Here is a 21,624-nt window from a genome sequence, read left to right on the forward strand (position 1 = left end):
ATCGTGTATTGGATGATAGTTGCGGATTTTAGGTTTACATCAAAACATTTGGGAAAAACCGCTGAAATATTCTCCACCTTCACTACCTTTGCACCCCGAAACATTCCCCAACGACCTATGAGTAAAGAACTGATAGCTATCTTCCTCGGCGGCGGCATAGGCAGCGTCCTCCGCTATTGTGTACAAATGGCATTGCACGAACGCATAATCCCCTACTCTTTTCCGTGGGCAACGTTCACTGTCAATATACTCGGCAGCTTCCTTATCGGACTGTTTTACAGCTTGTCCGCCCGTTTCAACTTATCCACCGAGGTACGTATGCTGCTGACTACCGGATTATGCGGCGGCTTCACTACTTTCTCAACCTTCAGCAACGACGGACTGATAATGATAAAACAAGGCTTTTACGGAATGTTTATCCTATATACCTTATTAAGTATAATATTAGGAATCACTGCCGCTTTTGCCGGTGGAGCCTGCGGACGTTACATTTAACAGAGAATACCAACATGAAAACCGGTAAAACTTTCATTATGCCTCCCGTACGGATTACTCCTCCTACTCTGGAAGGACAAACCGAAAGCCCAAAATCATTAAAAGAATGGCTGGAAACAGAAGAAACCGTCAGAGGATTTCACTTCAGCGAACATACGGAAGAGTCCATAAACTGTCATTACAAAAGTATCACCAACTGCACTTTCAGCCATATCCAGTTCAGTGATTGCAAACTGAAATCAACCCACTTTACAGATGTACGTTTTGAGAATTGTGATTTATCCAACATTTCGTTGGCAGAAAGCGCCCTTTTCAGAGTGGAATTTGTATCCTGCAAACTGCTTGGTACAAATCTTCCGGAAACCGTACTGAACCACATCTGCATGACAGACTGCAATGCGCAATACCTCAATCTTTCCATGAGCAAAATCAATCAGGCGCATTTCTCCACCTGCAATCTCCGCAACAGCGACATCAATGATTGCAGACTCACTTCCATCGCTTTTGAGCATTGTGAATTGGTCGAGAGTGAATTTTCACATACTTCCCTCAAAGGTATCGACTTCAGCAACTCCCATATAGAAGGTATCCGTGTCAATCTTCCGGACATACGCGGCGCAATAGTCAATACAATGCAAGCCATAGACTTGACTTCCCTTTTAGGATTGACCATTAAAGATTAAACCGCTAAACAATTTCCTGTTTTCATTTGTTATAAGTTCAGTTTAGACTAAAAACTCAAAGAACATGAAAATAGAAAAAATTATCGGACGTGAAATCCTCGATTCAAGAGGCAACCCCACAGTAGAAGTAGATGTAATTCTGGAATCAGGCTTTATGGGCCGTGCTTCTGTCCCCTCGGGTGCATCTACGGGAGAACACGAAGCACTGGAATTGCGTGACGGCGACAAGAAACGTTATGGCGGCAAAGGTGTATTGAAAGCCGTAAACAACATCAATGATATCATTGCCCCGAAACTGATCGGCATGTCTGCCCTCGACCAAATGGGGATAGACCATACCATGCTGGCACTGGACGGAACCAAGACAAAATCAAACTTAGGTGCCAATGCCATTCTCGGCGTGTCACTTGCCGTTGCCAAGGCTGCAGCTGCCTATCTGGATATGCCTCTTTACCGGTACATTGGCGGCACCAATACATACGTGATGCCTGTGCCTATGATGAACATCATCAATGGCGGCTCACACAGTGACGCGCCCATTGCTTTCCAGGAATTTATGATTCGCCCCATAGGTGCCAACTCTTTCCGCGAAGGCCTGCGTATGGGTGCCGAAGTATTCCACTCCTTGAAGAAAGTATTGAAAGACCGTGGCCTGACTACCGCAGTAGGTGATGAAGGTGGTTTTGCTCCAGAACTGGAAGGTACGGAAGACGCTTTAAATTCCATTATAGCCGCGATTAAGGCTGCCGGTTACGAGCCGGGCAAAGATGTGAAGATTGCCATGGACTGCGCTTCATCCGAGTTTTACCATGACGGTATCTACGACTATACCAAGTTTGAAGGCGAAAAAGGCAAGAAGCGTACTGCCGACGAGCAGATTGACTATCTGGAAGAGCTGATCAACAAATATCCTATCGACTCCATCGAGGACGGCATGAGTGAAAACGACTGGGAAGGCTGGGAGAAACTGACCGAACGTATCGGCAACCGTTGCCAGCTGGTAGGTGATGACCTGTTCGTCACCAATGTGGACTTCCTCGCAATGGGCATCGAAAAAGGCTGCGCCAACTCCATTCTGATAAAGGTCAACCAAATCGGCTCTCTTACAGAAACGCTGAATGCTATTGAAATGGCACACCGCCATGGATATACCACCGTGACTTCCCACCGTTCCGGCGAAACGGAAGATTCGACCATTGCCGATATCGCCGTGGCTACCAACAGCGGACAAATCAAGACAGGTTCTCTGAGCCGTTCAGACCGTATGGCTAAATATAACCAGCTGCTCCGCATCGAAGAGGAATTGGGCAAGAATGCAATTTACGGATATAAAAAGATCAGATAGTCGCATTTTGAAGGTTAATAGATTAAACAAGTGTTAGTAGAGCAAAAGGGGACGGACCGTGACGGTCCGCCCCCTCGCTTTTTAACCCTAAAATCAACAATCAATCTACTACCTGAAAGGAAACTTCTTCTCCAGCCTGGCTATCCGGTGCCACCCAGAGAGCAAACTCTCCCGGTTCTACCGTTTTCACCCTATCTATATTCCAGAAAGCAAGTTCGCTTACCGGAAGTTCAAACGTCACCGTCTTTTTCTCGCCCGGCTTCAATGCAACACGGGCAAAGCGTTTCAACTCTTTTACCGGACGGGTTACGGATGCAACCTTATCCTGTACATAAAGTTGGGCCACTTCCGTACCTTCATATTTGCCGGTATTCTCTAAAGTAAAGGTTACTGTCAACACGTCTCCGGAAGAAAGTTTCTTGGAGGAAAGCTGTGGTTTGCCATACTTGAAAGTTGTATAAGACAAGCCATATCCAAACGGATAGAGAGGTTGAACTCCTGCATCCATATAAGAGGAAGAACTTCCTTCGGAGGTCTGGCTGGCCTCCAATGGCACTTGATCCAGCGGCTTGAAGTGGGAAGATGCCGGCCTGCCCGAATTATTGTGTGCATAGTACAGGGGGACTTGTCCCACCGTCTGCAAGAAAGTGACAGGAGTCTTGCCGCTCGGCACAGCTTTTCCGAACAACAAATCGGCTATGGCAGGACCTCCCATAGTTCCCGGATGGAAAGAGTACAACACTGCATCCGAAGCTTCCGCCTCTTTACCGATAGTAAGCTGACGGCCTGCCATAATCACAGTAACCAGGGGCTTGCCTGTTCGGGCCAATGCGGCAATCAGTTCGGATTGCGCGCCTTGCAGGTTCAAGTCTGCCAGACAATGTGCTTCACCGGACAAGATTGCCTCTTCTCCGACAAACGCAATTACCACGTCCGCACGTTGCGCCGCCGAGACTGCCTTTGAAATACCTGCCATACTCTTGTCACGACTATAAGCCAGACCCGGTTCATCAATCACCTGTACTCTGTCTCCATACATAGCCTTGATTGCCGACAACGGAGTTTGTGTATGCGACTTCTCACCATCAAAAATCCAAGTGCCCAGCTGGTCATGAGGAGCATCCGCCATGGGGCCCACTATAGCTACCGTACGTACGCCCTCTTTCAAAGGCAACACTTCCCCCTCATTCTTCAACAAGATGGCGGATTCTTCCGCTGCCCGTTTAGCGGCGGCCAAATGAGATTCATCATACATCACCGAAGGGCTCTTCTCATCCACATACGGATTGTCAAACAATCCCAGACGGAATTTGACCCTCAAAATGTTCCGCACCGCTTCATCTACCACCTCTTCTTTCACCTTTCCGGCTTTAACCTGCTCGGGCAGGCATTTGAAGAAAGTATAACTCACCATTTCCATATCCACTCCGGCATTCACCGCCAAAGCGGCTGCTTCTTTGTCGTCGGCGGCAAATCCATGGGCTATCATCTCCCTGGCAGAATTCCAGTCTGTCACTACCAGTCCGTCGAAGCCCCATTCATCACGAAGTATATCCTTCAGAATAAACTTGTTTCCGGTAGAAGGCACTCCATCATTATCATTGAACGAAGTCATGAAAGTAGCCGCACCTGCTTTGGCCGCCGCCTCAAAAGGAGGCAGATAAACATTGCGCAAACTGCGTTCCGAAATAAAGGTAGAGTTATAGTCACGTCCTCCCTCTGCTGCTCCATAACCGACAAAGTGTTTGGCGCAGGCGGCAATCGAAGTAGGATTGTTCAAAGAATCGCCTTGGAAACCTCTCACCATAGCCGCTCCCATCACCGACGAAAGATAGGTATCTTCGCCGCAACTCTCGGCAATACGTCCCCAACGGGGATCGCGGGAGACGTCAATCATCGGAGCAAAGGTCCAACGGATACCTACGGAAGAGGCCTCGATGGCCGCTATCCTGGCAGCATCTTTTGCCACTTCCGGGTCAAAAGACGCAGCCTGCCCCAAAGGAATAGGAAAAATCGTTTTAAAACCGTGAATGACATCGCGTGCCATCAGCAAAGGAATGCCCAAACGGGACTCTTCTACCGCCACACGTTGCAGCGCATTGACACGCACCGGATCTACTTCATTCAAAACAGAACCGATTTCACCTTTCTTTATCAGTCCACTCATGTCCTCGATATTCCCGTAAGAAGAAATCTGGTTCATCTGCCCGATTTTTTCTTCCAAGGTCATCTTGGACAACAAAGCCTCAATCTTTTGTTCAATAACTGCATCTCTTCCGGAATCCGTAACTTGCGTACATGACGCCAAAGGCAACAGGAACAAACAAGCTGAGAAAATATTAGCTGCTTTCATTCTTATTTAATTACTTGAAATGGAACATTAACGGTTGATACAAAACCTGTGTTATCCAGAACATATCCATACAACCGGTATTCCCCGGGTATATGGATGGTGGTTCCGTAAGAATTTACATCTGAAGTCACTACCTCACCGTATCTTTCCGGACGAGGCTCGTATGAACCGCCGAATCCCAGTACGGTAGCCTCTTTGAGAATCTCCCAGACATAGGTCAACCGGTCATCTTCTTTATCTGTTACGGCCACATTAGCCACAAAAGGAACTCCCGCTTCAATACGGATATTATCGATAGCGTGTTTGTCGTTGATGGTCATCCCCTCGATTACCGGGGCCGTTTCCGTCGGTTCCCTACCCGTCCATACTCTTTGCATCGCTTCTACCATCGGCGTCTTTTCTCCACGCAGCGGAAACTTGTCCACCTTATCTTCCACGAACATACTGAACCAGGTAGGTGTGCGTTCTTCTTTCTGCCCCCACAAGAAAACAAAAGAACCCAAACAACGGGGATTTTGCGAAATATATTGGGTATAACGTTCCTCGTAAACCTGCCGTTTTTCCTCGCTGGTTTGTTCAATGGGAGCTTTCCACTCTGTAGTGGCAGTCTCCCACCAGCCGGTCGGTCCCCATTCCGTAATCATAAAGGCTCCTTTGTAGGCCGATTGGTCAACTACTTCCCTCACTTTATCCATCGGACCATACACATTGATTCCCACATAGTCCAGCGTAGGAGCATACATGGCTATGGAATCCAAAGCTTTCGGATTGTATGAAATTACAGTGGAAACCAGGTGGCGTTTATCGATGGATTTTATCAATTGTGCCAGTTCTTCCACAAACTGCCATGCCGCAGCCACATTGGCATTACCTAATTCTATTTCATTACCGATACCCCAAGCCAACAGACTCGTATCGTTTTTGAATGTTTCTGCCAGCAGACGGACTTCAGCACGCATTTTGTCTTTATATGTATCATCGTAATACCGGGCAGAATCTTTAGTCATGCCGATTCCCTGCATCACATACATGCGGTTCTCTGAAGCCAATGCCAAATTCTTCTTTACTTCCTCCACATTGCCTCCCCATGTCCTAAAAGCATTGGCGCCACTCTCGGAGGCAATATCCAGACGGTAAGCGCCACCTACACCTTTAATATAGGTTTCCCTTCCATCGATATAGAGTTTATGTCCGTCTCCGGTTTTCCGTATTTCAAGGCCACTCTTCGGTGAAGAAGAACAACCCGAAAACAAACCGCAGAAAAAAAGACAAGCAAAAATCAACAAATTCTTCATCATAAAAACATCTTTAAAAATAAGAGCGAATATCAGTCATCCCTAAATATTTCTTCATTTTACTACAACTATCAGAGAAAGAAAAAGGCTGTGCCGGAAGTGACACAGCACAGCCTCCTTGCATTTATCCAATCATTCCCTATTTTTTAGGAACAAAGCGATACCACCAGCCATTACCAGACTCTACAGCACTTGAGCACTCCAGATAAAGTTCATTTTCATTCAGAGTCTTGATTGTATAAGTAGATGTTCCCGCAAAATGACCGAAGAAAGCATCGTCACTCAATTTCAATTTATCACCGTCAACTGTAAAAGTATAGGCTTCTTTAGGAATGTACTCCACATCAAAGTCTCCGGCACCGGGTACAGTCGCCACTCCCGGAAGTTTATCCTTGCCGGCACCATTCGTATAAATTTTCCCTTTATTAACCCAAGTCATATTATAACCGCCATCCAAATGGAAAGAAAACTCATTTTCGTAAAGAGCACATTCTGCCTTACCCTCAGCCGGGCAAGACCACCAACTGGGAGTTCCATTATAATCGGGATTACCTGCACCCGGTCCTACGCCAAAATGTCCGTCATGAGCACGGTCAAATACCCATGTCTTACTACCCGTCAAACCGCCTGCCAAAATAATCGCTTTAGGTTCGATTTGCGATTCATCATTATTGGCAATAGTGATGGTTTGTGTAATAGTCGTCGAGCCGCCAGTATTGTATGCTGTCATGGCAATGGTATAAGTGTTGGCAAAAGGATAAGATGCCACTACTTCTTCCCCTTTGGCTGTTACTCCATTACCTAAATCCCAAGTCACTACAAGCCCTTTGAGAGAAGATGTATTTTTCAAAGTCACCACATTCGGATTACTGCCCGGAGTAGCAGTAAAGCTCAACTGGCTTTCTTGAGGTTTTACACCCAATGAATGGTCGTCACCATCTTGTGGATCACAAGAAGTCATCGCAAAAGCAGTTACTAAAGCAAACAGACCTATTTTAAATATATTTTTCATATCAAATTCTTTTTAAATATTATACCTGATTAGTATCCCGGATTCTGTTTCAATTCAAACTCAGTTCCTTTCGTTTTTTCAATTTCATTCAAAGGAATAGGAATGAGTTTCTTGTTATCATCATAAGTACGTACAGAATTATGCGCAGCGTCATTTTCCGTCAAAACAGCAGCAGCATCTCCCCAACGTACTAAATCGTAAAAGCGCATACCTTCACCCAAGAATTCTTTATGGCGCTCTGATTTAATGTTTTCAGCAGTTGCAGCAAGCGGTTTGTCAATGCCAAAAGCACGTTTACGAATCAAGTTGAAACATTCCTGAGCGTCCACTCCCTGCTGCTCGGCTACACCGTCCATCTTGACCAATTCCACATAATTCAACAATGTCTCAGCATAACGGAAAATGCGTAAATTATTACAATAGTTCAAATCAGTATCTCCGGGAGGAGGATTATAACCTTCACGGGCTGCATATTTACGTTGGAACAAGCCTGTATCCTGAAAACGGTGTCCATAACTAGCTCCTCTCCAATCATTAATAGAAGCATCACGACGCAAGTCACCTTCTTCATACATATCATAAGCAGATTGACGCACCGGAGCAAATCCCCAGCCACCTTTGAATACTCCGCTCGGGTCATTCAATTCATTTGGAGAAATAAATGCAGGCAGATTAGTACCATATCCTTGCCAGCCTGACGACCATGTTTTACCTTCAGGCAACTGATTGCTTTCAAATATAGATTCTTTACAGAATTCATTCTCATCCAGCCACATAGCATCAAAATCATCCATCAATTCAAACTTGCCACTCTTAATAATGGTAGCCATGTCGTTGGCTATTTCCGCATATCTGCTTTGATCCTTCTGATACATCACTACACGTGCCTTCAACATTAAAGCCGCAGCTCTACATGCACGTCCTTTATTGTCACCAGAATTATTCACCATTTCCATAACCCCCTCTTCACAAGCCACTTCAAGGTCAGCCATTATTTCATTATAAATTTCATCGGCTGAGATTTGCTTGGTCATATAAGGATCTTGCAAAGGCTCCTCGAAATAAGGAATATTCCCAAAGAACTTCCATAACAAGTGGACATAATAAGCACGCAAGAAGTGAGCCTCTGCATTATACTGTTTCACCTTACGTTCCTGGACACCTTCTGCATTTGCACAAGCTATAATTGCATTGTTACAACGTGCCAAGCCCGTGAAATAGATACTCCATAAACCTCCCAGGCTTTCGGCAGCACTCATGTTGAATTGTGACAAAGAATATAACGCAGCTTGGTCTCCGGCATCACCACCGCCTTTGTACAAATCGTCCGAACGAAGATCTGACATCAGCAAAATACTATTATAATTGTTATTGGCATAACTGTCAAACAAAAGAATCTGATAAGCAGATCCAAGACTGGAAAGAATAGTACCTTCAGTCGCAGGAGCGCCAGCCATAGGCTTTTCCGTAGAATTTGCGGTCAAAAAATCATCGCCACATGAAGTTGTCACCAATGCCGATGACAAAAGAGCTGCGATAGTGAATATTTTATACTTTTTCATATCGTATTATTTTTAAGAAGTTTAGAAAGTTATATTTGCACCTAAAGAAATAGTTCTTGATTGCGGATAAATACCTTTATCAACGCCCAAAGTAGTATAACCGCCAGATGCCAGTTCCGGGTCAAATCCATCATAACCAGTAATGGTAATCAAATTTTCGGCAGAAACATATACTCTCAATCTTTGGACAGAGAACTTCTTTGTCAAAGAAGCAGGCAGCGTATAGCCCAATTGAGCCGTTTTCAAGCGTAAGTAAGAACCATCTTTCACATATAAATCAGAAGAACGCCAGTTCTTATTAGGATTGGCCGAAGTCATACGAGGTATTGAATTGGAAGTGCCTTCACCCATCCAACGATCAAGTATCCAAGTAGGACGGTTCATCGCCGGAATATCACCACGCTGTGCAAAGTCATAAATATCATTTCCTATAGTTCCCTGGAAGAACAAATTCAAATCGAAGCCTTTCCAGTCAGCACCTAATGTAAAACCAAATGTCCAGTCCGGCATACCTTTACCAATCTTGGTTCTGTCGTCATCATTCACCTTACCATCACCATTAAAGTCAACGAATCTAACGTCACCCGGTTGAGCATCCGGCTGCATTATTTCACCTTTGTCATTTACATAAGCGTCAATCTCTGCCTGATTCTGGAACAGACCATCTGTCACCATACCATAGAAATAGGGCCATACTTCACCGTTCTTGGCGTGTACATAGTCACCTACACCAGAAGCACCTGCATTTTCATAGTTCGTCTCACCGGATGCATTTCCTAAGTTGATCAATTTATTCTTCAGATAAGATGCATTAGCAGAAATACGGTAACTAAAGTCCTTGATGGTATGTTTCCAACCGGCTTCCAGCTCAATACCCCAGTTTTCCATCTTACCCAAGTTGGACATCGGAGCACTCTGGCCTACATAACTAGGAATAGGCTGGTCCATCAACATACCATTTGTTTTTTTCTTAAAATAATCAAAGCCTAAATTCAGGCGAGCGTCAAAGAAACGTGCGTCAAAACCCAAGTCTATCTGTTCCGATTCTTCCCATTTAATATTCGGATTAGCCAATGCGGCCGGAGACGAACCATATTGCATTACACCACCCTTACTTGCATCTTTTACAACATAACCGCCACCAAAGTAGTAGTTTTGACCGCCATCCATCAAAGCTGCATAACGGAAGTTACCGATGTTTTCATTACCATTCTTACCCCAGCTGAAACGAACTTTGAAAGAATCAAACCACGAAGGCTGTATATCTGCCAAATATGGCTCATTCCATACATTCCAACCAACAGAAACCGCAGGGAAAGTAGCCCATTTATGGTCTGGTCCGAAACGAGAGGAACCGTCACGGCGCATGGTTAACTGCAACATATAACGTTCTGCGAAGTTATAATCAATACGTCCGAAATAAGAAGCCAAAGCAGTAAAGTTATAACCGTCTGTCCCCCCCCAAACACGTTCGTCGTCACGGTCACCGATAGCAGAATTAATATTAGCTTTGTTGGGATCAGTATCCAACAAATTATAATCAGAACCACCTAACTTACGTACAGAGTATTTCTGGGCAGATTGTCCTAATACAACCGTCAGATTGTGCTTCTCGGCAAAAGTCTTGTTGTAAGTCAATACATTTTCAACCTGCCATTTGAAACCGCGGTTCATTTCACTTTGCACCCAACTCTTTTCATTTTTCTTCATTGAGCCCATATAATACTCAAATCCGTAACCGTCAGCGCCCCAAAAAGCCAGGTCGGCACCATAACTGCTCTTGAACTTCAATCCCGGAAGAATATCTAATTCAGCCCAAAAAGATCCAACAAACTTATCCTCATTATTTTTAGTTACAGAAGGAGAATTCAGCTGTGCAACAGGATTTGCCAATTCTTGATAACCGGTAGGAGGCAAAGAGAAAACATTGCCGTCCTTATCTGTCACAGCAGTAGGATATTGTTTCAAAATAGCCTCACCTTCCTCTTTTGAAGCATAAACCGGCACCAATGGAGAAAAGGCAATGGCACTACCTAAAATCGAGCCATATTCCGAGTTTGTTTCAATACCTGTAGAAGTGCCTCTTGAATAACCTATATTCACGCCAACTTTCAACTTATTCAAAAATTTACGAGAATTATCTTCAAATACTGTATAAGTTGAATTAGAACGCAAACTCCAACGTTCATAATTAGACTTTCCATAATCACCCCCTACAATACCTTCTTGATTGAAATAGCCTAAAGAAAGGAAATACTGTACTTTATCGCTGCCACCACTAATACTTACCTGGTGTTGCTGAATAGGAGCATCATAATTGAATGTTTCATCCTGCCAGTCAGTACCTTTTCCAGCATTGGCAATCTGTTCTTGGGTGTAACGGGGAGCATTACCATCATTGACATCCATTTCGTTCATAATGGTCATATATTCCGTAGCGTCCAAAACGGCTTTCTTTTTCCACGGATTCTGCCAACCGTAACTGAAATCGTAATTAATAGTTGTTTTTCCTGTTTTACCACCTTTCGTAGTAACCAAAACAACACCATTGGCTGCACGCGCACCATAAATTGCAGCAGAAGCAGCATCTTTCAAGATTTCAACTGATTCAATATCAACCGGGTTCAGATAGTTAATACCCCCGTCAACCGGCATGCCATCAACAATATATAACGGGTCTGAGTTATTGACCGTACCGATACCGCGAATACGTACTTTGGAATCCGAACCTGGTTGGCCGGAACTTTGTGTAATCTGTACACCAGACACTTTACCTTTCAAAGCATCCTCTACGCGTGACGGCTTTGCGGCGTTCAGTTCATCGGCACCGACACGGCTGATGGCAGCAGTTACCACACTTTTCTTTTGGACACCGTAACCCACTACTACAACTTCATCCAGTGTCTCTGTGTCTTCCATCAGCACTATTTTCAGATTATGCTGCCCCTTCACTGCAATGTCTTGCGCCTTAAAGCCTATATAAGTAATTGAAAGAACTGCATCGGAAGGAACTGATAGTGTAAATTCACCCTCCAAGCCAGTGATTGTACCAATACCGGTATTTCCCTTCACCACCACATTTACTCCAGGCAATGGCTCATTGTCAGAACCACTTACCACCGTACCTTTTACCTGTATATTCTGGGCATATACAGAAGCCAAGGTAAAGCTTAATAGAAATAAAACTGATAATAACTTTTTCATAAGTTTTACTAAATTAAGATTAACATTTCTCGGTTTTGCTCATAATTGAACAGTGCAAACATAGAGTAAAATTGAATATAACAACAAAAAACCACCTATTCTTTAATACGTCAAATCAAATATTCAAATACGTTATAAATACGTCACAACCAATTATACTACTATAAATCATACTATTATATATACTTTAGCATAATACGTCATAACATGCTATATAACACAAAAGGAGAGAATTTAACATTTCTCTCCTTCTTAAAGCCACAATTACCTAAAGGACGTTAATTAAAAGGTTATAGTTTATTATTCAGATAATCCGTCAAGCTATCCTCCCTTTCCAAACCAAATTTCTTGCGAAGGCGGTAACGAATAGTTTCCACCCCACGAACCGAAATGTTCAACAGCGGCGCAATTTCTTTGGTAGAAAGATTCATTTTAAGATAAGCACACATCATACGTTCATTATTAGAGAGATCAGGATGCTTGGCATGAAGGCGTTTCATAAAATTATTATGTATAAGATCAAACTGATCCTCAATACGCTTCAATACCTCATCACTCTGAATATTAGCATCAATCCTGCTGTTTATAAGCATCAGCTGCTGTTTGCCTTCACGGGTACCCTCACCTTTCAACAGAGTTGATACCTTATAAATTTCCGATTTAATCTCAGTCAGCATCTCATTCTTGCGAACTAAATTAATCATCAGATTGGCCATTTCCTGACTTTTGTGCTGCAAATCATATTCCAACCTTTCCTTCTCCAATTGCATTATTTGCTTTTCCTGGCGCGCTTTTTCTTCTTCATACCCCTTTTCCAACTCATGCAATTCTTTATCTTTCTCAATGACAGCCTGCTGTTTTTTACGCCTCACACGAACATCATCCCAACGATAGATATACCACAAGGCAAACAAAGCAAGCACAATATAACAGATATACGCCGGAACACTCCGATACCATGGAGGGAGAATGCGAAACATTATTTCATCCAACGAGGTGGTACCGTCGGGAAAAACGGCTTTTACCTCAAAAGTATATTCACCTTCGGATAAATTACTATATTCTTTTGTACTTACAGCCGTAAAGTCAGACCAATTCCCTTTATTCAAGCGATATTGGAAATGTATGTCGTCTCCCTGCATAAAGGATGGAAGCCCATACTCAAAACGGACCGAATTCTGCGAATATGAAATTTGAGGAAAAGATTTCTGCCCCAAAAAGTTAGCAGTATATACCAAGGAGTCTTTAGGGTAAGATAGATACATGTTTTTTATATACAAAGAATGGGCATGGTCCTGCCGTGTTTTTACAGCAGGAATACTGAAAAGTGCAAAGCCTTCTTCATTAGGAATAATCATCAAAGAATCGGACAAAGGAATAATAGCTTCAAAGTCCGGAACCAGTTCCACTAACGACTGTTGGATTGGAGTAATACTTGTGTTTGAGCCCCGCTTATAAGTACCCAGATTGGCACTGCATATTTCGTGCGGACTCAAACTGATGAGCTTATCATTGTATTCCAATAAACGGGAATAAACCGAACTGCCATTCAAAAGATTGTTCATGTCCGGACAAGGCTCCATTATTTCTTTATGAGGATTATATTTATATATACCGCTGGAAGTGGCAAAATAAATCCGTCCTTCAACTTTTGAAACATACATATCACGTCCTGCCGGAAATCCATCATCCTTGTCATACTCCTTGATATTGAGTACTTTCGTCAAGTCATCGGTCAACTCAATACGGGTTACATGATCGGTATTATATACCCAAATCACCTTTTCATTCTCTTGTTCAAAAAGACGGCATGAATCTCCCATTCCATCTATTTTACAGGCCACTGTCCATTCTCCATTTTTCTTGGCTACCAGATAAAGACCGTTATACACACCCACATACATTAAATCAGTATGCCCTGTCACCAACTGGCAAGACCATGCACCTGTAATATCCGTAACACGTTTTACCGAAGTACCCCGGATCTGAAAAATGCCACGATCATGCAAGCAAAACAACTCATCACCTATACGGCAAAGATTCCAGACTTGACCACTGGACTGGGGCATTGGATTAATATCAGGCAAATTGCCATTCAGTTTTACCGGATAGGGAGTATAATACAACCCCCGGTTAGTTCCTAAATAAAGATAGCCGTTTTCCACTGCAGCTGTATATCCGGTACCGTAAGAATAAGGATAAGAATACAAATTGGTAAAAGGTGAACTCAAGCAGACGTAGTCAATACCACTGTCCAGTCCGGCCCAAAGATTTCCTGCAACATCAAAGGATACAGATAATACCGTATTGTTACGCAATCCGTTATTCTCATTAAAATACTTCAATTGCCCGGTACTACAATCTATCAGCACAAGTCCTTTATGAATAGTGCCAAGCGCTATTTTATCATCTTTCTTTGCCACACAAAACACCTCATTCTCACGCATGAAATCTTCGGCACCAGTCATAAACGGTTCCACCGTACGGCCATCACAATAATACAAACCATTATAAGCCGTTACTACAAGAACACCTTTTTTATAAGGTATGATTCCACGGATACGTTTGGAAGCCAATGTATCCCCTCCTTGCAAAGGGAAAAATGTATTTCCCACCAAAAGCCATACTCCCCTGTCCGTACCCACATATAAAATGCCATTGACCATATTAGAACAATCGATCTTGGCATCCATCTCTATAGCGGTATATTTTCCATTCAAGTATTTTATGACACGGTCATCACCTTGAAAATATAAAATATTATCCACTTCATGAATACCCCATACATTGCCAAGAAAGCGGATCGAGCCATCCAAAGTGTCGGACATGCAATGATAAACCAAAGATCCGTCAGCATCTGGCTTATAATAGCCAAATTCATTAATCCCTCCCACATAAATACGTTTCTGAGCGGCAGAAGGTAAAACAGAGCGCACATCCGAAGAATTGTTCAACGGAAAAACGCTCCATACGTTGCCGTCAAACTGTACCATGCCATTCTTATTGGCAAAATAAACCCATTTATCGTCATAAGGGGCTATTTGCCAGGTTTGCGCACCTTTTCCATAAAGGCTTTTATCAAAATTTACGATAAAACTATTCCAACCGGCAAAGAGTTCAACAAAAGGAAAAAGAAAAAGCCAAGAAAAAAGCCAATATAATTTGTGATTCTTCATGTACATGACTATTTTTTGTTTAGTGACACAAAAATAACGTTTATTTTCAAAGCGCTCCCCTAAAGCGTCCGATAAATTCAGGCATGATCCGCAAACGGAATATTCCAAGTAGTAAAAACAATAAAAAAAGCAGGTAATGCTTTCACATTATCTGCTTTTTGAGCCTCTTGTCGGATTCGAACCAACGACCCCGAGATTACAAATCACGTGCTCTGGCCAACTGAGCTAAAGAGGCGGGTGGGTAAGCTATCTACATCGCGCCGCTACAACCAACTACCTTTGCTGCGATCAAGCCCTGGAGGATTCGAAGGGAGCTGGCCGTATAGGACTTACCCGTTTTTGTTTTGCGGTTGCAAAGGTACGCATTTTTTTTAAACTTGCAATACTTCCGCAAACTTTTTTTTCGACATGCCCATTGGCAAGGCTAAAGCAATGCATAAAAGGAACGCCATCATATCTTCTTGCCGACAAACAGACAAGACCTTGCCACTACATTGGCAATACTTTGCCATCGTATTGGCAAAACATTGCCATCGCCTTGGCAAAACTTTGCCATCGCTTTGGCAAAAGTTTGCCAAAGGCAAGGCAAGGAATTGGCAAAATTACGCTCTAATAAACAGCAAGTTAAGGCTATCCCACAATCACATCATCACATCGGTAAGGTAAAAGGCAGACTAAGTTGAAAACTGATGAAAAAACCTGCGCAGTCAAAACCAAAAGCTTTCCTAAATCAAGAAAAAGAATGGAGAGACGAGTCAATGGCACACAACGATTATGCATAGCTTTATAAACAAATAACACCTAACGTATGAATCGAAACTCAAATTATTCGTACCTTTGCAACATATTTTTTAGAAAGATGGCAGAAAATAGAGGTTACATGCAACGATACGCTATGCTATTCGGCACCTATATGGGTGGATATTGGATCTTGAAATTCATTCTCTTCCCTTTGGGGCTAATGGTTCCTTTTCTTCTTTTCCTATTTGCAGGTCTCACAGTATGTGTACCTTTCATGGGATATTACTATACAAGGATGTACCGAAATCATGTTTGTGGCGGCAATATCGGCTTTTTACAGGCATGGATATTCACCGTATTCATGTATATATTCGCAGCATTGCTTACAGCTGTTGCCCATTACATTTATTTCCGGTTCATTGACCACGGTTTTGTAATCAATACCTACGAAACCATGTTGGACAGTTTCTCGCAAAACAACATTCCGGGCGTGGAAATTTATGTAAACCAACTAAAGGATGCTTTGGCTGTGATGCAAACCCTTACTCCCATAGACATCACCATGCAACTTATGTCGCAAAATGTATTCTATGGTTCCTTACTGGCTATTCCCACCGCATTATTTGCAATGAGAAAGAAACAAGAGGCCAGCAATGAATAGATAAAAGATAGCAGACTATTATTTATAAATAGTAAAACCGTAAAGAAGATGGATATTTCAGTTGTCGTACCATTATATAATGAGGAAGAATCTCTTCCCGAACTGTTCGCATGGATTGAACGGGTAATGAAAGCCAACGGTTTTTCTTACGAAGTTATTTTTGTGAATGACGGAAGCACCGACCATTCCTGGCAAGTAATCGAGCAGTTGCACGCACAAGCACCGGACAAGGTACAGGGCATCAAGTTTCGCCGGAATTATGGCAAGTCTCCGGCTTTGTTCTGTGGTTTTGAACGGGCGCAAGGCGATGTTGTCATCACGATGGATGCCGACTTGCAGGACAGTCCGGACGAAATTCCGGAACTTTACCGCATGATTACCGGAGAAGGCTATGACCTGGTATCGGGCTGGAAGCAAAAGCGTTATGACCCGCTATCCAAAACACTACCGACCAAGCTTTTCAACGCCACGGCACGCAAGGTTTCCGGCATCAAGAATCTGCACGACTTTAATTGCGGATTAAAAGCATACCGCAAAGAGGTTATCAAGAATATAGAGGTGTATGGAGAAATGCACCGTTACATTCCCTATCTTGCCAAGAATGCCGGTTTCAAGAAAATCGGCGAGAAAGTGGTGCATCACCAAGCAAGAAAATACGGTACGACCAAGTTCGGACTCAACCGTTTCGTCAACGGATATCTGGATTTGATATCGCTCTGGTTCCTTTCCACCTTTGGAATAAAGCCGATGCATTTCTTCGGGTTGCTAGGTTCACTGATGTTTATTCTCGGATTTATTGCCGTAATCATTGTCGGTACCAGCAAACTGTACTACATGCATCACGGCATGCCCTACCGCCTCGTCACGGATTCTCCCTATTTCTATCTGTCACTGACATCCATGATTATCGGTACCCAGTTGTTTGTAGCAGGATTCCTCGGGGAGTTAATCTCACGCACTGCTCCTGAACGCAATAAATATCAAATAGAGAAAACGATTTAATTATGAAAAGCTTAATCAGACTTATCATATCAGGTGCCCTTCTTTGCCCTATAATCAGTATCGCGATTTCCTGTTCGGAAGAAGCGGATTGTTCCATGGCTACCCGTGCCATGTTACAATGCACCCTATACACGATAGATCCCGTGACTCAGATGGTAGAAAATGACACACTTGACTCATTGACCGTAACAGCGTATGGTACAGATTCCATAATTATCAACAACCAGAAAAAGGTGCACGATATTTCGCTTCCACTGAGATATACCGCCGATTCCACCAAACTGGTATTTCGATATAGTAAAGTTACTGCCGACACGATTGTCATTCATCATACCAACACGCCTTATTTTTTGTCAATGGATTGCGGTTACCAAATGAAGCAGGCCGTTACAGACATCCGCTACACCCGCCGCAATCTTGACTCTATTTATGTATCAAATAAAGAAGCCGGTATCTATGGAAGGGAAAATTTTAAATTATTCTATTAGTCTGGCACTTTGCTTTCTGATGGTTATTCCCTTGCGGGCACAGAATGGCAACATGTCTGCTCCTCAAGGAAAGACCCCTCCCAAGGCAGAGAAAAAAGACAAGAAACCGGAGATGGAATATCCACTCTACAATGGCGTATCTATCGGGGTGGATTTATGGGGACTTGGGAGCCAGGTTTTCGGAGGTGATTTCCTAAGTACGGAAATTGTCGTTGACGTGAACTTGAAAAACCGTTTTTTTCCGATAGCCGAAATCGGATATGGCTCAACAGATACTTGGAGTGACAAAGGAATTCACTATAAAAGCAACGCTCCCTATTTCCGCATCGGAATGGACTACAATGCATTGTTCAACAAACGACACGGACACATGTTACTTGTAGGTCTCCGTTATGGCGCAAGCAGTTTTAAGTACAATGTTGAAGCGCTTGCCATGAACGACCCTATATATGGAGGGATTGTAGGCAATCCCAACCTTGAAGATGAGATATGGGGCGGAAGTTTGCCTTATAACCACAAAGGCATGAAAGGCTCGATGCAATGGGCTGAATTTTGCGTCGGCATACGCGCCCATGTCTGGAAAGAGCTATACATGGGATGGGCTCTCCGCTTCAAATTCAAGTTATCTGCCTCCTCCGATAAGTACGGTGACCCCTGGTATGTGCCGGGATTCGGGAAATACGGTTCCAACACATTAGGAGTAAGCTATACAATAACCTATAAATTACCTTTCTAGACAATGACAGGATTAGAGATTTGGCTGTTGGCTGTAGGACTGGCGATGGATTGTTTCGCTGTTTCTATAGCCAGTGGAATTATTTTGAAACGTATGCAGTTGCGCCCCATGTTGGTTATGGCGTTCTTTTTCGGCTTTTTTCAAGCGCTCATGCCGTTACTTGGTTGGATAGGCGCCAGTTTTTTCAGCCATCTGATAGAGAACATAGACCACTGGATAGCCTTTGCCATCCTCGCTTTTCTAGGAGGACGCATGGTAATGGAGTCCTTCAAAGATGAAGATTGTAAAAATGAATATGATCCCACCAGTCTGAAAGTAGTATTGGCATTAGCCGTAGCCACTAGCATTGACGCATTGGCAGTAGGTGTGTCATTCGCATTTTTGGGTATCAGAAGTTTACCGTCTATCCTCTCTCCTATCAGTATCATCGGCTTCGTATCATTTGCATTGTCAATAATAGGATTGATATTCGGCATCCGTTTTGGTTGCGGCATAGCCCGCAAACTTCGCGCAGAACTCTGGGGAGGTATCATTTTGATTATCATCGGTACCAAAATATTGATTGAACACTTATTTTTCAGCTAAACATTCCTACCAGTATATACGATTATGGATAAAAAAGTACAACGGAATTTTTTATGGATTGCCCTGCTTATATTGGGTACAATATGGATACTTGCCCGTCACAACCGCAATACCCCCTATCAGATGGACAATGGGTTGATTTTCGGAACTGTATATAAGATTACCTACCAATATGAAAAAGACTTGAAAGAAGAGATAGAAGCCGCCCTCAAACGTTTTGACGGTTCCCTGTCTCCGTTCAATGACACCGCAACCATCACCCGTATCAATCTGAACGAGGACATTGTTCCCGATACATTCTTCACCAATGTATTCCGCCGGAGCATGGAAATCTCCCAAGAGACTGCCGGAGCATTCGACATAACGGTTGCCCCGCTGGCCAACGCATGGGGATTCGGATTCAAAAGAGGCACCTTTCCCGATTCTGCCAGGATAGACAGTTTGCTGGAAATAACCGGATATACCAAAGTCAAGTTATCCGATGAAGGAAAAGTAGTAAAACAGGATCCTCGCATCATGCTTTCCTGCAGCGCAGTAGCCAAAGGATACGCAGTAGATGTCATAGCCCAACTTTTAGAGAAGAAAGGTATCCAAAACTTTATGGTAGATATCGGTGGAGAGGTAGTGGTTCGCGGCAAAAATCCGAAACAGGAACGTTGGCGTATCGGCATCAACAAACCCATAGATGATTCACTGGCTGTAAACCAGGAATTGCAAACCATACTGCAGGTGACCGGCGTAGGCATAGCAACCTCCGGAAATTACCGCAACTATTACTATAAAGACGGACAGAAATACGCACATACCATTGATCCGCGTTCCGGGTATCCCGTACAGCACAACATACTGTCTGCTACCGTCATTGCAAAAGACTGCATGAGTGCGGACGCCTATGCCACCGCATTCATGGTCATGGGACTGGAAGAAGCGGAACGTTTTGCCGATGCTCATCCTGACATAGACGCCTGCTTCATCTATAGCGATGAAAAGGGAGGATTCCAGAGCTACTTCACGAAAGGAATGAAGAAGTATATGCCCTAAACCGTCATTTATAGAACACGAAATATACCGCCAGTATCAAACAGACAAAAGCGGCGAAGTGATTCCAATGGAGCGCTTCGCCCTTGAATAGCACAGTGGTAAATATGGTAAAGACAATCAGAGTTATCACTTCTTGAATTATCTTCAACTGCATCAGTGAGAAAGGGCCTCCATTGCCTAAAAAGCCCATACGATTGGCCGGAATTTGAAAAGCATATTCAGCGAGTGCAATGCTCCATGAAAACAATATGACTGCATATAAAGGCCAGTTCGTACTTATCTTCATTTCTTGAAGTTTCAAATGACCATACCATGCAAATGTCATGAAGACATTAGATATAACAAGCAATAAGATAGTATAAAACGCTTTCATTTAATTAATTGATAATTAGTAATTGATAATTCAAACTTTCAACGGTAACAATTCCTCTTGTACGTTTGACATGCTCCCCCATAAACTATAGCGTGCCTCAGGGTTCATATCCTCCAACTGCTTCAGAATGCCTTTCATGGTACTACGGCTGGATTGCGACTCATAGGGACAATTCTTCACTTGCTTCCGATACCCTCTGGCCTGTGCCAGTTCCATCAAATCAGCTTCATGCACCAGACACATAGGGCGGATAATAGTCATATCAAACTTTTTCATGACAAGCCTGGGCGGCATGGTGCTAAAAGCCCCCTGATAAGTAATGTTCATTAATAAAGTTTCCAGAATATCATCCATATGATGCCCTAATGCAATCTTGTTGCATCCTTGCTCCTTTGCCACCGTAAATAAAGCCTTACGCCTGTTCCATGAACAAAGAAAGCAAGGGGACTTCCGGGTATCTGTAGCGGCATCAAATTCCGTCTCATACAAAAGGAAAGGCACTCCCCAAGACTCCACATACTCCCGAAGATACTCCACATCACTCTGATAAGGAATATTTTTCATTACCACATGGACAACTACTATCGAAAATTCAGGCTTGTAAATACGTGCACGCTTCGCAAGCAGTTCCACCAATGCCAGTGAGTCTTTGCCCCCGGAAAGTCCGATAAGAATTTTGTCTCCATCTTCAATCAATCCGTACTCTACCACACCTTTACTGAACCGTTTCTCTATACGGCGCATCATTTTCTCTTCTTCGGTAAATTGTGCCATTTCTATTTAGTGAGCTTATAGCTGGTTAATCGGCTGCAAAAGTAACAGAAAAGAACGATTTAAAGAAGAATTAACATAATAGAATGATGGAATCCGGC

General features: G+C 43.3%; 17 protein-coding genes and 1 tRNA gene. 9 read left to right on the plus strand and 9 right to left on the minus strand.

Going from position 1 to position 21,624, the window contains the following annotated elements; all coding sequences use genetic code 11:
* The first annotated feature begins 117 nt into the window (after nt 1–117).
* From crcB to eno, 3 genes are all read left to right on the plus strand, one after another.
* Nucleotides 118–495 (plus strand): fluoride efflux transporter CrcB, encoded by a 378-nt coding sequence (gene crcB, locus HMPREF9446_RS02720; protein WP_039968347.1) that lies wholly within the window; start codon nt 118–120, stop codon nt 493–495.
* A 14-nt stretch (nt 496–509) separates the two neighbouring features.
* On the plus strand, nt 510–1,178 hold the full coding sequence (locus tag HMPREF9446_RS02725; RefSeq protein ID WP_039968349.1) for a pentapeptide repeat-containing protein: 669 nt from the start codon (nt 510–512) through the stop codon (nt 1,176–1,178).
* Between the two features lie 64 nt (nt 1,179–1,242).
* The gene (gene eno / locus HMPREF9446_RS02730) at nt 1,243–2,523 is read left to right on the plus strand and encodes a phosphopyruvate hydratase (RefSeq protein ID WP_009123869.1); all 1,281 of its coding nucleotides are present in this window, start codon (nt 1,243–1,245) and stop codon (nt 2,521–2,523) included.
* A 100-nt stretch (nt 2,524–2,623) separates the two neighbouring features.
* Here the strand turns inward: eno and bglX are convergent, their stop codons facing one another.
* The 7 genes from bglX to HMPREF9446_RS02765 all read right to left on the minus strand — a co-directional run bounded on the left by bglX (nt 2,624) and on the right by HMPREF9446_RS02765 (nt 15,360).
* On the minus strand, nt 2,624–4,876 hold the full coding sequence (gene bglX / locus HMPREF9446_RS02735; protein ID WP_009123870.1) for a beta-glucosidase BglX: 2,253 nt from the start codon (nt 4,874–4,876) through the stop codon (nt 2,624–2,626).
* Nucleotides 4,877–4,878: 2 nt separating this feature from the next.
* Nucleotides 4,879–6,171: a glycoside hydrolase family 2 protein gene (locus HMPREF9446_RS02740; RefSeq protein WP_039968351.1), complete on the minus strand. Its 1,293-nt coding sequence runs from the start codon at nt 6,169–6,171 to the stop codon at nt 4,879–4,881.
* A 139-nt stretch (nt 6,172–6,310) separates the two neighbouring features.
* Nucleotides 6,311–7,183: a PKD domain-containing protein gene (locus HMPREF9446_RS02745; protein ID WP_009123872.1), complete on the minus strand. Its 873-nt coding sequence runs from the start codon at nt 7,181–7,183 to the stop codon at nt 6,311–6,313.
* A 29-nt stretch (nt 7,184–7,212) separates the two neighbouring features.
* On the minus strand, nt 7,213–8,745 hold the full coding sequence (locus HMPREF9446_RS02750) for a RagB/SusD family nutrient uptake outer membrane protein (RefSeq protein ID WP_009123873.1): 1,533 nt from the start codon (nt 8,743–8,745) through the stop codon (nt 7,213–7,215).
* 21 nt (nt 8,746–8,766) lie between these two features.
* Nucleotides 8,767–11,949 (minus strand): SusC/RagA family TonB-linked outer membrane protein, encoded by a 3,183-nt coding sequence (locus HMPREF9446_RS02755; protein WP_009123874.1) that lies wholly within the window; start codon nt 11,947–11,949, stop codon nt 8,767–8,769.
* A gap of 290 nt (nt 11,950–12,239) precedes the next feature.
* Nucleotides 12,240–15,125, minus strand: coding sequence for a helix-turn-helix and ligand-binding sensor domain-containing protein (locus HMPREF9446_RS02760; protein WP_039968353.1), 2,886 nt, complete (start codon nt 15,123–15,125; stop codon nt 12,240–12,242).
* Between the two features lie 161 nt (nt 15,126–15,286).
* Nucleotides 15,287–15,360 (minus strand) — tRNA-Thr (locus HMPREF9446_RS02765).
* 624 nt (nt 15,361–15,984) lie between these two features.
* Here HMPREF9446_RS02765 and HMPREF9446_RS02775 point away from each other — a divergent pair.
* Genes HMPREF9446_RS02775 through HMPREF9446_RS02800 form a run of 6 tightly spaced genes read left to right on the plus strand, consistent with a single transcriptional unit; the run spans nt 15,985 to nt 20,379 of the window.
* Nucleotides 15,985–16,527: a DUF4199 domain-containing protein gene (locus tag HMPREF9446_RS02775; protein WP_009123877.1), complete on the plus strand. Its 543-nt coding sequence runs from the start codon at nt 15,985–15,987 to the stop codon at nt 16,525–16,527.
* Between the two features lie 48 nt (nt 16,528–16,575).
* Nucleotides 16,576–17,529, plus strand: a complete 954-nt coding sequence (locus HMPREF9446_RS02780; protein ID WP_009123878.1) for a glycosyltransferase family 2 protein — start codon at nt 16,576–16,578, stop codon at nt 17,527–17,529.
* Nucleotides 17,530–17,531: 2 nt separating this feature from the next.
* Complete coding sequence (locus tag HMPREF9446_RS02785) at nt 17,532–18,017, plus strand: DUF6452 family protein (RefSeq protein ID WP_009123879.1); 486 nt, start codon at nt 17,532–17,534, stop codon at nt 18,015–18,017.
* Nucleotides 17,986–18,753, plus strand: a complete 768-nt coding sequence (locus HMPREF9446_RS02790; RefSeq protein WP_009123880.1) for a DUF6048 family protein — start codon at nt 17,986–17,988, stop codon at nt 18,751–18,753. Before HMPREF9446_RS02785 ends, HMPREF9446_RS02790 begins: the two co-directional genes overlap by 32 nt.
* A gap of 3 nt (nt 18,754–18,756) precedes the next feature.
* The gene (locus HMPREF9446_RS02795; protein WP_009123881.1) at nt 18,757–19,338 is read left to right on the plus strand and encodes a manganese efflux pump MntP; all 582 of its coding nucleotides are present in this window, start codon (nt 18,757–18,759) and stop codon (nt 19,336–19,338) included.
* A 24-nt stretch (nt 19,339–19,362) separates the two neighbouring features.
* Nucleotides 19,363–20,379: an FAD:protein FMN transferase gene (locus tag HMPREF9446_RS02800; RefSeq protein WP_009123882.1), complete on the plus strand. Its 1,017-nt coding sequence runs from the start codon at nt 19,363–19,365 to the stop codon at nt 20,377–20,379.
* Nucleotides 20,380–20,383: 4 nt separating this feature from the next.
* Here HMPREF9446_RS02800 and HMPREF9446_RS02805 read toward each other — a convergent pair whose 3' ends face one another.
* Both HMPREF9446_RS02805 and HMPREF9446_RS02810 read right to left on the minus strand, forming a co-directional pair.
* Nucleotides 20,384–20,752 (minus strand): DMT family protein, encoded by a 369-nt coding sequence (locus tag HMPREF9446_RS02805; protein ID WP_009123883.1) that lies wholly within the window; start codon nt 20,750–20,752, stop codon nt 20,384–20,386.
* Between the two features lie 30 nt (nt 20,753–20,782).
* Nucleotides 20,783–21,526: an ATP-binding protein gene (locus tag HMPREF9446_RS02810; protein ID WP_009123884.1), complete on the minus strand. Its 744-nt coding sequence runs from the start codon at nt 21,524–21,526 to the stop codon at nt 20,783–20,785.
* Between the last annotated feature and the right edge of the window lie 98 nt (nt 21,527–21,624).

The sequence above is a fragment of the Bacteroides fluxus YIT 12057 genome, from assembly GCF_000195635.1.
Lineage (GTDB): Bacteria > Bacteroidota > Bacteroidia > Bacteroidales > Bacteroidaceae > Bacteroides > Bacteroides fluxus.

Coding starts and splice junctions, on each gene's coding strand:
- HMPREF9446_RS02725 (WP_039968349.1), top strand. CDS start 510: ATGAAAACCGGTAAAACTTTCATTATGCCTCCCGTACGGATTACTCCT.
- HMPREF9446_RS02755 (WP_009123874.1), bottom strand. CDS start 11,949: ATGAAAAAGTTATTATCAGTTTTATTTCTATTAAGCTTTACCTTGGCT.
- eno (WP_009123869.1), top strand. CDS start 1,243: ATGAAAATAGAAAAAATTATCGGACGTGAAATCCTCGATTCAAGAGGC.
- HMPREF9446_RS02750 (WP_009123873.1), bottom strand. CDS start 8,745: ATGAAAAAGTATAAAATATTCACTATCGCAGCTCTTTTGTCATCGGCA.
- HMPREF9446_RS02805 (WP_009123883.1), bottom strand. CDS start 20,752: ATGAAAGCGTTTTATACTATCTTATTGCTTGTTATATCTAATGTCTTC.
- HMPREF9446_RS02800 (WP_009123882.1), top strand. CDS start 19,363: ATGGATAAAAAAGTACAACGGAATTTTTTATGGATTGCCCTGCTTATA.
- HMPREF9446_RS02740 (WP_039968351.1), bottom strand. CDS start 6,171: ATGAAGAATTTGTTGATTTTTGCTTGTCTTTTTTTCTGCGGTTTGTTT.
- HMPREF9446_RS02795 (WP_009123881.1), top strand. CDS start 18,757: ATGACAGGATTAGAGATTTGGCTGTTGGCTGTAGGACTGGCGATGGAT.
- HMPREF9446_RS02775 (WP_009123877.1), top strand. CDS start 15,985: ATGGCAGAAAATAGAGGTTACATGCAACGATACGCTATGCTATTCGGC.
- HMPREF9446_RS02760 (WP_039968353.1), bottom strand. CDS start 15,125: ATGAAGAATCACAAATTATATTGGCTTTTTTCTTGGCTTTTTCTTTTT.
- bglX (WP_009123870.1), bottom strand. CDS start 4,876: ATGAAAGCAGCTAATATTTTCTCAGCTTGTTTGTTCCTGTTGCCTTTG.
- HMPREF9446_RS02780 (WP_009123878.1), top strand. CDS start 16,576: ATGGATATTTCAGTTGTCGTACCATTATATAATGAGGAAGAATCTCTT.
- HMPREF9446_RS02810 (WP_009123884.1), bottom strand. CDS start 21,526: ATGGCACAATTTACCGAAGAAGAGAAAATGATGCGCCGTATAGAGAAA.
- HMPREF9446_RS02790 (WP_009123880.1), top strand. CDS start 17,986: ATGGAAGGGAAAATTTTAAATTATTCTATTAGTCTGGCACTTTGCTTT.
- HMPREF9446_RS02785 (WP_009123879.1), top strand. CDS start 17,532: ATGAAAAGCTTAATCAGACTTATCATATCAGGTGCCCTTCTTTGCCCT.
- crcB (WP_039968347.1), top strand. CDS start 118: ATGAGTAAAGAACTGATAGCTATCTTCCTCGGCGGCGGCATAGGCAGC.
- HMPREF9446_RS02745 (WP_009123872.1), bottom strand. CDS start 7,183: ATGAAAAATATATTTAAAATAGGTCTGTTTGCTTTAGTAACTGCTTTT.